Source organism: Streptomyces sp. NPDC098101 (assembly GCF_044760185.1).
In the GTDB taxonomy this organism is placed as follows: Bacteria; Actinomycetota; Actinomycetes; order Streptomycetales; family Streptomycetaceae; genus Streptomyces.
Genome location: NZ_JBIWAS010000002.1, coordinates 1 through 13,684 on the forward strand (window position 1 = coordinate 1; position 13,684 = coordinate 13,684).

Here is a 13,684-nt window from a genome sequence, read left to right on the forward strand (position 1 = left end):
CCGGATGTGGAAGCCCTGTAAGGGGTGGAGCTGACCGGTACTAATAGGCCGAGGGCTTGTCCTCAGTTGCTCGCGTCCACTGTGTTAGTTCTGAAACAACGAACACACCTCGAACCGCAGGGTTCGGTGCGTGCGGTGTTCGATAGTTTCATAGAGTTTCGGTGGTCATAGCGTTAGGGAAACGCCCGGTTACATTCCGAACCCGGAAGCTAAGCCTTTCAGCGCCGATGGTACTGCAGGGGGGACCCTGTGGGAGAGTAGGACACCGCCGAACAATTTTTAGCCTCAACCCCCAGACCATGTCTGGGGGTTGAGGCATTTTTGCGTTCACCTCCCTTCTCTATTCAGGGGTCCGGTGAGTTTCAGAGACGGCCGGCCGCCTTCAGGGCGAGGTACGTGTCCGCCAGGGCCGGGGCCAGGTTCTCGGGGATGGCGTCGACGACCGTGACGCCGTGGCGCCGGAGCTGATCCGCGGTGCGGGTGCGCTGGGACTGTGTCTGGGTGGCTGCGGCGGCCTCGTACACGCCCTCGACCGTGCCGCGCTTCGCGGCCATGCGGGCGATGTGCGGATCGGCCACCGAGGCCACGAGAAGCGTGTGGCGCTGGGTGAGCTGCGGCAGGGCCGGGAGGAGGCCTTCCTCGATCGGAGCGGCGTCGAGGCCGGTCAGCAGGACGATCAGGGAGCGGCGGGGAGCACGGGAGAGCGCGGTCGCGGCCAGGCCACGGGCATCGGTCTCCACCAGTTCCGGTTCGAGCGGTGCCAGGGCGTCGACGACGGCGGGCAGGACGTCTCTCGCGGAGCGGCCCTGGACCTGGGCGCGGAGGCGGCGGTCGTAGGCCAGGAGATCCACGCGGTCGCCGGCGCGGGAGGCGAGAGCGGTCAGCAGGAGGGCCGCGTCCATGGAGGCGTCCAGGCGTGGGACGTCGCCGACGCGGCCGGCCGAGGTGCGGCCGGTGTCCAGGACGATCAGGACGTGGCGGTCGCGCTCGGGGCGCCAGGTGCGGACGGCGACCGCGGTCTGCCGGGCCGTGGCGCGCCAGTCGATCGAGCGGGTGTCGTCACCGGGCACGTACTCGCGGAGGCTGTCGAACTCGGTGCCCTCGCCGCGGGTCAGCACGCTGGTGCGGCCGTCGAGTTCACGGAGCCGGGCCAGGCGCGACGGCAGGTGCTTGCGGCTGGCGAACGGGGGCAGGACGCGGACGGTCCAGGGGACCTCGTGGCCGCCTTGGCGGGCCGCGAGGCCGAGGGGGCCGTACGAGCGGACCGTGATCCGTTCGGCGAGGCGGTCGCCCCGGCGGGTCGGGCGCAGGACCGTGGTGAGGCGGCGGCGTTCGCCGGCGGGGACGGTCAGCCGGTGGCGCGAGGAGGCCTGTTCGGTGCCGGGGAGCCAGCTGCTGGGCGGCCAGGCGTCCCGCAGCTGGGCGCGGAGGCGGCGGGACGGGTTGGTGACCGTGAGCTGGACTTCCGCCGCGTCACCGAGTCGAACGGATGTGTCACCGCTTCGGGTGAATTGGAGCGTTCGTACTGGCGCGGCCAGGGCGTAGTCGCACAGTATTGCGAGTGAGAGGGGCGCGTTCACCGCGAGCATCCCCGTCCAGCTGGGGGCGAGGATGCCGACGGGGAGCGATCCGAGGGCCGCGAGCAGCGCGGTTCGTCCGGTGAGGGCCATGGGGCGCCGTTCTCAGCGGGGTACGGGGACGTGGGCGAGGATCGAGTGGATGACGGAGTCCGGGGTGACTCCCTCCATCTCGGCCTCGGGCCGCAGGTGGATGCGATGACGCAGGGTGGGGAGAGCGAGGGCCTTCACGTCGTCCGGGGTGACGTAGTCCCGGCCGGTGAGCCAGGCCCAGGCGCGGGCGGTGGAGAGCAGGGCGGTGGCGCCTCGGGGAGAGACCCCGAGCGTGAGCGAGGGGGATTCACGCGTGGCACGGCAGATATCGACGACATAGCCGGTGATCTCGGCGGAGACCGAGACCTCGGCGACGGCGGCCCGGGCGGCTTCGAGCTCGGCGGGGCCCGCGACGGGACGGACGCCGGCGGCCTTCAGGTCGCGGGGGTCGAAGCCCTCGGCGTGACGGGTGAGGACCTGGATCTCGTCCGCGCGTGAGGGCAGAGGGACCGTCAGCTTCAGCAGGAACCGGTCCAGTTGGGCCTCGGGGAGGGGGTAGGTGCCCTCGTACTCGACGGGGTTCTGGGTCGCCGCGACCAGGAACGGTTCGGGCAGCGGGCGCGGGGTGCCGTCGACCGTGACCTGTCGTTCCTCCATGGCCTCCAGGAGGGACGACTGGGTCTTCGGGGGCGTCCGGTTGATCTCGTCGGCGAGCAGCAGGTGGGTGAAGACCGGGCCGGGCTGGAAGGAGAACTCGGCGGTGCGGGCGTCGTAGACCAGGGAGCCGGTGACGTCGCTCGGCATCAGGTCGGGGGTGAACTGGACGCGCTTGGTGTCGAGTTCGAGCGCGGCGGCGAGTGCGCGGACCAGCAGGGTCTTGGCGACTCCCGGGACGCCTTCGAGGAGGACGTGTCCCCGGCAGAGCAGGGCGACGACGAGACCGGTGACGGCGGGGTCCTGGCCGACCACGGCCTTCGCGATCTCGGCGCGCAGGGCTTCCAGGGAGGCGCGGGCGCCGTCCGAGTTCGTGGCGGTCTCGGGGGTCGGGGCGCTCATGAGGTGCGTACCTCTCTTTCGAGGGCGTCGAGTTGGTCCGCCAGGCGGATGAGGGCGGAGTCGTCGGCGGGGGCCGGGCCGAAGAGGAGGTGCTTGGGGTCCGCGGTGGTCCCGGGGAGACGGGCGGAGAGCGCGGGGAGGAGGAGTTCGGGGGAGTGGGCGTCCCGGGTGGGGACGCCGAGGAGCGGGGCGAGCCGGGTGCGGGTCGCGGTGCGCAGGACGGAGGCGGCGCGGTCGCGGGCGTTCGCCTTGCGGTAGAGGCGGGCGCGGCCCTCGGTGGCCTCGGAGGCGCGGACGGCGACGGGGAGTCGCTCGGTCACCAGGGGGCCGAGGCGGCGGCCGCGCCAGACGGCGGCGAGCAGGGCCGCGAGCGCGAGCTGGAGCGTGCCCCACAGCCAGCCGGAGGGGATGAGCGCGAGGAAGTTTCCGGTGGTGTCGTCTTCGGACGCGTCGGCGGAGGCGTCGTACAGGGAGGGGAGGTACCAGACGAGATGGGGCCGGGAGCCGAGGAGTTGCAGGGCGAGCGAGGCGTTGCCCTGCTGGTCGAGACGGGCGTTGTGGAGGATGTCGGGCGAGCCGAGGAGGACCGTGTCGGTGGTGCCGGTGCCGGGGAGGCGGACCAGGGTCGGTCGGCCCCCGGAGGGGTAGCAGGAGTCGGCGGTGGTGCCGGGGGCGACCTCGTAGCGCTCGCCGCCCAGGTCGACGCTGCCGGCGCGGGTGGCGGCGGGCAGGGCGCAGGCGGGGGAGAGGTTCGTGACGGTAGTGCTGGGGGCGCCGGTGACTCCCGGGGCCAGGGTGCCGAGGGAGGGGGAGCCCGCGCCGAGGAGGACCGTGCGTCCGGTGGAGTTCTCCATGGTCGAGCGGAGCGTGGACCGCTGGGCGTCCGTCAGCAGGTCCGGGGCGGTGACCAGGAGGGTGGTTCCGGAGTTCGTGGCCGTCGTGGCCTCGTCGAGGGTGGTGGCGAGGGTGAGCGTGACGCCCCGCTGCTTGAGGAGTTCGGCGACGGCCCGGCTGCCGTGGGGCTCGGTGGAGCGGGGGTCGAGGGCGCCGTGGGCGTCGGCGGAGCGGACCGTGGCGAGGACGAGGCCGCCGATCAGGACCAGGGCGACGACGAGGGCCGTGCCGCGGACACGGGTCCAGATCCGGCGGGCGGAAGGGGCGGTCGACGTGGTGCCGGCCGGTGCGGGGGCCGCGCTGTCGGGTGTCGGGGTGCCGGTGGCCGCGCTGCTCATGCGGGCGTTCCCGTGGGAGGGGTGTCGAGGGCGGGGCGGGTCCGCTCCAGGGCGGTGTCCAGTTCCTCGACGCGGCGGTACGCGGACTCGTCGGCGGTGCGGCCGCCGTACGTGACGTCGTCGAAGGCGCGGACCGCGAGCCGCAGCTCGTCCGCGTGGGAGGGGAGGGAGCGGCCCGCCTCGGCGGCCGCCTCGTCCGCCGTGCGGCCGGGGCGGGGGTCGAGCAGGGCGCGCTCTTCGAGGGAGCGGACGACGGCCCGCATCCGTTCCTGGACGGCTTCGTTCCAGCGGCCGGCGGAGGCGTGGCGGGCGGCGGTCGCCCGGTGGTCGCGGGCGGAGCGGGGGCCGTCCGCGAAGAGGGAGTCGCCCGTGGTGGCGGGTGTCCGGCGGGGGGTGCCGAGGCGCCACCAGAGGGCGGCGGCGAGCGCGATCACCACCAGGGCGATGACGAGGAGGCCGAGCACGCCGCCCGGGGCGGCCCCGGACGCGGAGCCGAAGAGGGCGTCGAGCCACTCCCAGAAGCGGTTCAGGCCGCGCTGGAGGAGGCTCGGATCGTTCTCGTGGTACATCGGCCTGGACAGCTCCCGCTCCGCCGCCTCGCGGGCGGGGACACGGGAGATGTCCACCGGTACGTCGCCGTCGGCGCGCAGGCGCGCCAGTGCCGTGGCCGTGCCCCCCGCGCCCGTCACGGCATCAGCCCCCGACGGCCTTGTCGCCGGGTGCGGGGCCGGGGTCGGGGCGGTCGGCGGCCCGGATCAGTTCGAGGTCCAGGGCCTCCCGGCGGATGCGCTGGTCCACGTAGAGGAGGACCGTCACACCGGCGGAGATCGGGTAGGTGACCGCGCCGGTGATCACTCCGCCGATGCCGGTGACGATCAGGAACGGCCAGCCGAAGGTCTCGGCAGAGCCGGAGGAGAGGGCGGAGAGGGCCTCGCCGTCGACCACGAAGCCGATGGCGATGAACGGGATCGAGATGATCAGCGTGAACACGTTGGTCAGCAGCTGGATGAGCAGGGTGATGCCGAAGATCCGCCACCACGAGCCGCGCACCAGCTTCGCCGAGCGCTTCAGGGCCTGGACGATGCCTCCGCGCTCCAGTATCAGGGCGGGGGAGGCGAGGCTGAAGCGGACCATCAGCCAGATGTTGACCAACAGGGCGCCGAGGCCGCCGACGGCGGCCAGGGCCATGCCCGGGGCGCCGCCGATCACGAGTCCGGGGAGCAGGCCGACGAGCATGATGCCCGCGCCCATCACCGCGAGCAGCAGGGTCAGGCCGAGCAGCCGGGGCAGGTGCGGGCGGGCCTCCCGCCAGGCGGTTCCCGGCGAGATCGGGCGGCCGAGGACCGCGCGGCCGGCCACGACGGCCAGCAGGGCGCTGCTGACCGTCAGCACCACCAGGGCCACGACCGTGTCCGGGCCCAGGCCGATCAGGGAGGACCGGGCCGATTCGACGAGCTGGTCCAGCTCTTCGGCGGGTGTGGCGTCCGAGCTGAGCGGCGGGGGCGCCGGGACGAGATAGCGCTGGACCAGGGTGTGGGTGACCTGGGCGAGCACCGCGAGCGCGGCGGTGATCGGCAGGATCGTGCGCCAGTAGGAGCGGAGGGTCTTCACCGAGCCGTCGAGGATCTCGCCCACGCCCAGCGGGCGCAGCGGGACCACACCGGGCTTCGCGGCCGGCGGCCTGCCCCACTGGGCGCCGGGGGGCGGCGCTCCCCAGTTCCGGCCGGGGCCGGGGGGCGGCGTCTGTCCGGTGGGCGGGGTCCACCGGCCGGCGGGCGGCTGGTCCTTGGACCACTGGGAGGTGGAGCCGTTCACGTCGGCCGGGCCGGCGGGCCGGGGAATGCCGGAGCCTTCCTGGCCGCCGGAAGGGGCGGATCCGGGCGAAGTCCAGCCCGGAGTGTCGTTCACGGTCGTCCACCTCGTGGGAATGGTCGCGGCGCCGGATCGGCGAACCGGCTCGGTCACGGCGGCCGACACCTGAACCACGGCGGCGGGCCGGGTGCCATCGTGCCACGCGGGGCCCACCCGTGGGCGGGAGCGGCCTCGTCCTTCGTAGCTTCGTCCGGACCTTCATTGTGCGGACGGCAGACGGCACACTGTGCGGATGCCCGATCCGGCCGCGCGAACCGTGCGGCAGCGGGCCGAGCGGGTCGTTCTCCACAAGATCACGACCCTGACAGGGGGAGACGCTGTGGGACAGGTCACGGCAGGTAACGATTGGCTAATGGGATGATGTCGATATGAAGGGACGCGTTCTTGTCGTCGACGACGACACCGCACTGGCCGAGATGCTCGGCATCGTGCTGCGGGGTGAAGGGTTCGAGCCGTCGTTCGTCGCGGACGGTGACAAGGCGCTTGCCGCTTTCCGTGAGGCGAAGCCCGACCTGGTGTTGCTGGACCTGATGCTGCCCGGCAGGGACGGCATCGAGGTGTGCCGGCTCATCCGGGCCGAGTCGGGAGTGCCGATCGTCATGCTCACGGCCAAGAGCGACACGGTCGACGTGGTCGTGGGCCTGGAGTCCGGCGCCGACGACTACATCGTGAAGCCGTTCAAGCCGAAGGAGCTCGTCGCCCGCATCCGGGCGCGGCTGCGGCGGTCCGAGGAGCCGGCTCCGGAGCAGCTCACCATCGGTGACCTGGTCATCGACGTGGCCGGGCACTCCGTGAAGCGGGACGGGCAGTCCATCGCCCTGACCCCGCTCGAGTTCGACCTCCTCGTCGCGCTCGCCCGCAAGCCGTGGCAGGTCTTCACGCGTGAGGTCCTCCTGGAGCAGGTGTGGGGCTACCGGCACGCGGCCGACACCCGGCTGGTGAACGTGCACGTCCAGCGGCTGCGCTCGAAGGTCGAGAAGGACCCCGAGCGCCCGGAGATCGTGGTGACCGTCCGTGGCGTCGGTTACAAGGCGGGACCGAGCTGACATGAGCAAGGGCAGTACTGCTCCGAAGCCCGGGGACCCGGGAAGCCGTACGGGGCGGGCTGCCGGACCGGGGCGGGGGGGCTCGCGTTCCGGCCGTCCGCCGCGCGGCGCGCGGCTCCTCCAGGACGGTGCGCGGGGAGGGCCGGTCTTCCGGCTCGTCGCGCGCTGGATCCGCCGGCCCCTGCTGCCCGCCGTGCGCCTGTGGCGGCGGAACATCCAGCTGCGGATCGTCGCGGGCACCCTGCTGATGTCCCTCGGGGTCGTGCTGCTGCTCGGCATCGTCGTCATCGGACAGGTCCGCAACGGTCTGCTCGAGGCCAAGGAGAAGGCCGCCCAGGGCCAGGCCGCCGGCGGGTTCTCCGCCGCGCAGGACCGGGCGGCGACCACCCCCGCGACGCCCGGGCAGCCGGACGGCGGGCGGGACGGCGCCTCCGTGAACTGGCGCTCCACCCTGGTCGAGCAGCTCGCCAGCGGCGGTCAGAGCGCCTTCAACGTGGTCGCGCTCTCCCTCGACACCGGTGACACCGCGAGCCGTGGCGTCCGCGCCTCCGGCGAGGTCGACCCGGCGACGAGCATCCCCCGCGAACTGCGGCACTCGGTGGCCCTGGGCACCGACACCTTCCAGAAGTTCACGCGGATCCACTACACCAGCAGCAAGGCGTCCGAGCCCGGCCTGGTGATCGGCAAGCGCCTGAACGACGCCGAGGGCACCCAGTACGAGCTGTACTACCTCTTCCCGCTGACCCAGGAGGAGGACTCCCTCGCCCTGGTCAAGGGCACCCTGGCGACCGCCGGGCTCTTCGTCGTCGTGCTGCTCGGGGCCATCGCCTGGCTCATGGTGCGCCAGGTCGTCACGCCCGTGCGGATGGCCGCCGGGATCGCCGAGCGGCTCTCGGCCGGGCGCCTCCAGGAGCGGATGAAGGTCACTGGCGAGGACGACATCGCGCGCCTCGGCGAGGCCTTCAACAAGATGGCCCAGAACCTCCAGCTCAAGATCCAGCAGCTGGAGGAGCTGTCGCGGATGCAGCGGCGGTTCGTCTCGGACGTCTCGCACGAGCTGCGCACCCCGCTGACCACGGTCCGGATGGCGGCCGACGTCATCCACGAGGCCCGGGTCGACTTCGACCCGGTCACCGCACGTTCCGCCGAGCTCCTCGGGGACCAGCTCGACCGCTTCGAGTCGCTGCTCTCCGATCTCCTGGAGATCAGCCGGTTCGACGCGGGCGCGGCCGCCCTGGAGGCCGAGCCGATAGACCTGCGGCAGGTCGTGCGCCGGGTCATAGGCGGCGCCGAGCCCCTCGCCGAGCGCAAGAACACCCGGATCGTGGTCGTCGGAGACCAGCAGCCGGTGGTGGCCGAGGCGGACGCCCGCCGCGTCGAGCGGGTGCTGCGCAACCTCGTCGTCAACGCCGTCGAGCACGGCGAGGGCCGGGACGTGGTGGTGAAGCTGGCCGCCGCGGGCGGGGCCGTCGCCGTCGCCGTCCGCGACTACGGCGTCGGGCTGAAGCCGGGCGAGGCGACCCGGGTGTTCAACCGCTTCTGGCGGGCCGACCCGGCCCGTGCCCGGACGACCGGCGGCACCGGCCTCGGCCTGTCGATCGCCGTCGAGGACGCCCGGCTGCACGGCGGCTGGCTCCAGGCCTGGGGCGAGCCCGGCGGCGGTTCGCAGTTCCGGCTCACCCTGCCGCGTACGGCGGACGAGCCGCTGCGGGGCTCCCCGATACCCCTGGAGCCCGAGGACTCGCGCCGCAACCGCGAGCAGGCGGCCGCCGGCCACGCGCGGGAGAACGCCCGCCGGACGGCGGTGCCGGCGCAGCCCGGCGGGGACCGGCAGGCGCTCCCCGTGCCGCCGGGGCTGCCCGGGGCGCCCCGGGCGACCGTCGACCCGACGGCGCTGCCCGGCAGCGGCGCCCGGGTGGTGCCGCGGCCGGCGACGGATACCGACGGCCGCGGGCCGGGCACGGCGACCGCCGGCCGGAGCGGCGGCGGGGACGGCGGAGGCAACGGGAACGGCCGGGGGAACGGGAACGCGGAGCAGGAGGGCGGGACACGTGGGCGCTGACTCCCGAGCGGAGCACGCGGGGCGGGGACGGGTCGCGCGGGCGACGCTGCTTGCCGCGTGCGGCGCCCTTCTGGCGGGCGGCTGCGCGTCGATGCCCGACAGCGGGGAAGTACAGCAGGTGAAGGGCTCCAACACGGGCGACTCGCAGGTGCGGGTCTACGCCGTCGCTCCCCGCGAGAACGCGGCCCCGGGCGAGATCGTCGACGGCTTCCTGGAGGCCATGACCAGTGACGACCCCGGTTTCGCCACCGCCCGCAAGTACCTGACGAAGAAGGCAGCGGGCAGCTGGAAGCCGGAGCAGAGCATCACCGTGCTCGCCACCGCGCCCAGCCGCAAGCAGGCCGACCGCAACGCCGACCCCGACAAGGAGGTCCGGGTCTACCCGCTCGCCGGTCGCAAGATCGCGACGGTGGACGCCCGTCACGCGTACCAGCCGATCGGCCCCGCCGACTACCTGTGGTCGATCCAGGTCGTGCAGGAGCCGGTGGGGAACGGCAAGGGCAAGGAGTGGCGGATCGACAGCCTCCCGCCCGGTCTGGTCCTCGGCGAGGCCGACTTCCTCCGCAACTACCGGTCGGTCAACAAGTACTACTTCGCCTCCGGGGAGGACTGGGTCGTCGCCGATCCCGTCTACATCCGGCAGCGGCAGGATCCGGTCACCCGGATGGATCCGGTGACCCAGACCGTCAAGGCGCTGCTCGACGGCCCGACGAACTGGCTGAAGCAGGCCGTCGACTCCAGCTTCCCCTCCCGTACGACGCTCCAGAAGGACGTCACCACCCTGGCGACGGACGACCAGTCCACGCTGAAGGTGCCGCTCGACTTCAAGGGGAACCGGGCCGACGGGGTGGCGTGCCGGCGGATGGCGGCGCAGCTGCTGTTCACGCTGCGCGACCTGCCGTCCGTACGGGTCGAGCAGGTGGAGCTGCTGGACGGGCAGGACTCGCTGTGCCGGCTCGGCAAGGGGCAGGCGGCCGAGTTCGCGCCGGTCCGGGAGACCGACCTCGACGAGAAGCCGTACTTCGTCGACGAGCAGGGCAGGCTGAAGAAGCTGGTGGTCGCGGGCAAGGAGACGGCCGCGCCGGTCGACGTGCCGGGGCCGCTCGGCAAGGGCCCGGTGGCCCTCGGGTCGATCGCCGTCGACCGGGGCGAGACCCGGGCGGCCGGGGTCGACAAGAACGGTCAGCGGCTGTTCGTCTCCTCGATCACCATGGAGCAGGCCGCCCAGCCGGCCGTCCTGGAGAGCAAGGGCGTCCGGCCGGAGGACCGGCTGTCCGCGCCCAGTTGGGGCGGCCGGGGCGACCTGTGGGTGGCCGACCGGGATCCGGCCAAGCGCCGGCTGTGGATGGTGCCGGGCGGCACCGGGCAGCCCGTCGAGGTCCGCACGCCGTGGCTGGAGGAGGACCGGATCGAGTCGCTGCGGGTCTCCGCCGACGGCGTCCGGATCGCCCTGGTGGTCAGGCACGGCGAGCGCACCACCCTCCAGATCGGCCGGATCGAGCGGCAGACGACGGACGAGGAGAGCACCGTCTCGGTGGTGGACCTCCAGCCCGCCGCGCCCCGGATGGAGTCGGTCACGGCCGTCTCCTGGGCCGGGCCGAGCCGGCTCGTCGTGGTCGGCAAGGAGGCGGGGGGCGTGCAGCAGATCCGTTACCTCCAGACGGACGGCTCGACCTCCACGACCTCGGTGCTCCCCGGTCTGAACGGGGTGAGTTCGGTGTCCGCGCCGCACACGGAGTCGGTGGACACGCCGATGGTGGCCGACTCCGAGGACGGCATCGTCCGGCTGCCGCCGGGGACGAACTGGCAGCCGGTGGTGAAGACCGGGGACTCGCCGGTCTATCCCGGCTAGGACCGTCCGGCCGGGGCCTTCTCCCGGCGGCCCGCACCGGCCCGCGCGGGGCGTACCTGACGTACTCCGGGGCCTGCCGGGATTCTTCGGCGAGCGCCGCTCCCGCCGCTCGCCGCAGGGGTTTTCCACAGGGGTGGCCGGAGGGCGCCGGAAGGCGCACAGTGGAGCCATGCGGGGGTGGTGGCGCGAGATCGCCGGGCTGGTCCTGCCGGTCGCCTGCGGAGGCTGCGGCAGACCGCGGACCGAGCTGTGCCCGGAGTGCGCGGAGGCGCTGACCGGGACCGGGCCGCGCCGCGTGCGGCCGGAGCCCGAGCCCGCCGGGCTCCCTGCGGTCCACGCGGCCGCGCCCTACGCCGACGCCGTACGGGAAGTGCTCCTCGCCCACAAGGAACGCGGGGCGCTCGCCCTCGCCGGGCCCCTGGGCGGCGCCCTGGCCGGTGCCGTGGAGGCCGCCGCCGGGGCCGTGCCGGGGTCCGGGGCCGGGCCGCTGCTCCTCGTACCGGTGCCGTCCTCGCGGCGCTCCGTGCGGGCGCGTGGGCACGATCCGACGCGGCGGATCGCCCTGGCCGCGGCCGGGAGGCTGCGGCGGGCGGGGCGGGACGTGCGGGTGGTGCCCGTGCTGCGGCAGCGGCGGTACGTGGCGGACCAGGCCGGGCTCGGGGCGCGGGGGCGCCTCGCGAACCTCTCCGGGGCCCTCGAGGTCGCGCCGGGCGGCGCGCGGCTGCTCGCGACGGGAACGGTGGTGCTCGTGGACGACCTGATGACCACCGGCGCCTCGCTGGCGGAGGCGGCCCGCGCCCTCGGAGCCGTACAGCTTTCGTTCATTTCTGAAATACCGCACGGTTTACCGGCCGCTTCCGCGCAGCACGGATTCGAACAGCGGGCGGCGGCTGTGATTGCATCCTCTCCCGCTTCGTTCGAAATAAACCGGAACTCTTCGAGATCTTGGATCGTTGCAGGTGGTGAGAGGTGAAAACGCCCGAACGGAGGTATGTCGCGGCAGCGGGTGCCGACACCCGTCCGAAGGGGCTATGTTCGGTTGTGAGGAATGGCGAAAGCCGTCTCCTCACCGAATACATGGTTGCGCCTCTGGACAGGAGTTCAGGGCGAATTAACCTCCTGCCGAAGGGGTGGGGATCTTCCCGACCGGGGAGGAGGAGGTGAAAGTCGCCGAGTCCGAGCTCCGGTAATCCATCCGGAGTCTGGTGCAAAGGGAGATGCCCGGCGGCCGAGGAGCCGATCCGGGCGATCCGGGAACGGAGTTCTGCGTGGACATCGTCGTCAAGGGCCGCAAGACCGAGGTGCCCGAGCGGTTCCGCAAGCACGTGGCCGAGAAGCTGAAGCTGGAGAAGATCCAGAAGCTCGACGGCAAGGTGATCAGCCTCGACGTCGAGGTGTCCAAGGAGCACAACCCGCGGCAGGCCGACCGGTCCGACCGCGTGGAGATCACCCTCCACTCCCGCGGCCCGGTGATCCGGGCGGAGGCTGCGGCAGGCGACCCGTACGCAGCGCTCGACCTCGCCAGCGACAAGCTCGAGGCGCGACTGCGCAAGCAGCACGACAAGCGGTACACCCGCCGTGGCAACGGCCGGCTGTCGGCCGCCGAGGTCGGTGACGTCGTGCCCGGCGTCGCCCAGTTCGACGGGGACGGACGGCTCGTCGTCGACGAGACCGACGAGGTGCCCACCAAGATGGTGGGCTCGATCGAAGTCCAGGGCGACGGCCCGCTGGTGGTCCGCGAGAAGACCCACAAGGCCGCACCGATGACGCTCGACCAGGCGCTCTACGAGATGGAGCTGGTCGGGCACGACTTCTACCTCTTCGTCGACTCCGACACCAAGCAGCCGAGCGTCGTCTACCGGCGACACGCGTACGACTACGGCGTCATCCACCTGGAGAGCGACCCGCTCGCGGAGAGCGACCCGCTCGCCGACGGCGGCGCCGGCGGTGCGCTCGGCGGCTGATCGCCGCCCCGCGCCCTTCCCCTTCCACGGTGCCCCTGGAGCGCCCGACGCGCCCCCAGGGGCACCCCCGTGCGCCCGAGGATCGAACCGCATCCGCCCGGGCATGAAATCATGGCATGCACGCCAACCGGTGCTTCCTGGGCACGGGTTGGAGGACCGGAAACGAATTCAGGCCACGGCCTTCAGGGGGAGGAACGATGGCGGACAGCTTCGGGCCGGTGCTCAGCGGGCGCGAGCACGGTGAGTCGGTCCCGGAGGGATCGGATTCGGACAGCGGAACGTTCCGCAAGGAGCCGATCCGGGTCCTCGTCGTGGACGACCACGCCCTTTTCCGGCGCGGTCTGGAGATCGTCCTCGCACACGAAGAGGACATCCAGGTCGTCGGAGAGGCGGGTGACGGGGCCGAGGCGGTCGACAAAGCGGCCGATCTGCTGCCCGACATCGTCCTGATGGACGTGCGGATGCCCCGGCGCGGCGGCATCGAGGCGTGCACCACCATCAAGGAGGTCGCCCCCAGCGCGAAGATCATCATGCTGACGATCAGCGACGAGGAGGCCGACCTCTACGAGGCGATCAAGGCGGGGGCCACCGGCTACCTCCTCAAGGAGATCTCCACCGACGAGGTCGCGACGGCGATCCGCGCGGTCGCGGACGGGCAGTCCCAGATCAGCCCCTCCATGGCGTCCAAGCTCCTCACCGAGTTCAAGTCGATGATCCAGCGGACCGACGAGCGCAGGCTCGTGCCCGCGCCCCGGCTGACCGACCGCGAGCTGGAGGTCCTCAAGCTCGTCGCGACCGGGATGAACAACCGGGACATCGCCAAGGAGTTGTTCATCTCCGAGAACACCGTGAAGAACCACGTCCGGAACATCCTGGAGAAGCTTCAGCTGCACTCCAGGATGGAGGCCGTGGTCTACGCGATGCGGGAGAAGATCCTGGAGATCCGCTGAGGCTCCCGCCGGGGGACGCCCCTGCTGGGGGTCCGGGGGT

General features: G+C 72.7%; 11 protein-coding genes and 1 rRNA gene. 7 read left to right on the plus strand and 5 right to left on the minus strand.

Annotated features, from left to right (window positions below):
- Window positions 1–157: 157 nt before the first annotated feature.
- Window positions 158–274 (plus strand): 5S ribosomal RNA (gene rrf, locus ACIQVI_RS07230).
- Between the two features lie 88 nt (window positions 275–362).
- Here rrf and ACIQVI_RS07235 read toward each other — a convergent pair.
- Genes ACIQVI_RS07235 through ACIQVI_RS07255 form a run of 5 tightly spaced genes read right to left on the minus strand, consistent with a single transcriptional unit; the run spans window position 363 to window position 5,806 of the window.
- Window positions 363–1,670 carry a DUF58 domain-containing protein gene (locus ACIQVI_RS07235; RefSeq protein WP_403592335.1) on the minus strand — a complete coding sequence of 436 codons (1,308 nt, stop codon included), beginning with the start codon at window positions 1,668–1,670 and terminating at the stop codon, window positions 363–365.
- A gap of 12 nt (window positions 1,671–1,682) precedes the next feature.
- Window positions 1,683–2,666, minus strand: coding sequence for an AAA family ATPase (locus ACIQVI_RS07240; RefSeq protein WP_403592338.1), 984 nt, complete (start codon window positions 2,664–2,666; stop codon window positions 1,683–1,685).
- A complete protein-coding gene (locus ACIQVI_RS07245; RefSeq protein WP_403592341.1) occupies window positions 2,663–3,898 on the minus strand; it encodes a DUF4350 domain-containing protein in 1,236 nt (411 codons plus the stop codon). The genes ACIQVI_RS07240 and ACIQVI_RS07245 overlap by 4 nt, the downstream gene beginning before the upstream one ends.
- Entirely contained in the window at window positions 3,895–4,587 is a 693-nt protein-coding gene (locus ACIQVI_RS07250; protein WP_403592343.1) for a DUF4129 domain-containing protein, read from the minus strand. Before ACIQVI_RS07250 ends, ACIQVI_RS07245 begins: the two co-directional genes overlap by 4 nt.
- Window positions 4,588–4,591: 4 nt before the next feature.
- A complete protein-coding gene (locus ACIQVI_RS07255) occupies window positions 4,592–5,806 on the minus strand; it encodes a hypothetical protein (protein ID WP_403592346.1) in 1,215 nt (404 codons plus the stop codon).
- 332 nt (window positions 5,807–6,138) lie between these two features.
- On the opposite strand from ACIQVI_RS07255, the gene mtrA reads away from it, so the two are divergent.
- The 6 genes from mtrA to ACIQVI_RS07285 all read left to right on the plus strand — a co-directional run bounded on the left by mtrA (window position 6,139) and on the right by ACIQVI_RS07285 (window position 13,644).
- On the plus strand, window positions 6,139–6,816 hold the full coding sequence (mtrA, locus tag ACIQVI_RS07260; protein WP_010356958.1) for a two-component system response regulator MtrA: 678 nt from the start codon (window positions 6,139–6,141) through the stop codon (window positions 6,814–6,816).
- Window position 6,817: 1 nt separating this feature from the next.
- The gene (mtrB, locus tag ACIQVI_RS07265) at window positions 6,818–8,878 is read left to right on the plus strand and encodes an MtrAB system histidine kinase MtrB (protein WP_403592349.1); all 2,061 of its coding nucleotides are present in this window, start codon (window positions 6,818–6,820) and stop codon (window positions 8,876–8,878) included.
- On the plus strand, window positions 8,868–10,730 hold the full coding sequence (locus tag ACIQVI_RS07270) for an LpqB family beta-propeller domain-containing protein (RefSeq protein WP_403592352.1): 1,863 nt from the start codon (window positions 8,868–8,870) through the stop codon (window positions 10,728–10,730). Before mtrB ends, ACIQVI_RS07270 begins: the two co-directional genes overlap by 11 nt.
- A gap of 169 nt (window positions 10,731–10,899) precedes the next feature.
- A complete protein-coding gene (locus ACIQVI_RS07275) occupies window positions 10,900–11,703 on the plus strand; it encodes a ComF family protein (RefSeq protein ID WP_403592355.1) in 804 nt (267 codons plus the stop codon).
- A 295-nt stretch (window positions 11,704–11,998) separates the two neighbouring features.
- Window positions 11,999–12,694, plus strand: coding sequence for a ribosome hibernation-promoting factor, HPF/YfiA family (gene hpf / locus ACIQVI_RS07280; protein ID WP_351971868.1), 696 nt, complete (start codon window positions 11,999–12,001; stop codon window positions 12,692–12,694).
- Window positions 12,695–12,891: 197 nt separating this feature from the next.
- Complete coding sequence (locus ACIQVI_RS07285) at window positions 12,892–13,644, plus strand: response regulator transcription factor (RefSeq protein WP_351971867.1); 753 nt, start codon at window positions 12,892–12,894, stop codon at window positions 13,642–13,644.
- Window positions 13,645–13,684: the final 40 nt, after the last annotated feature.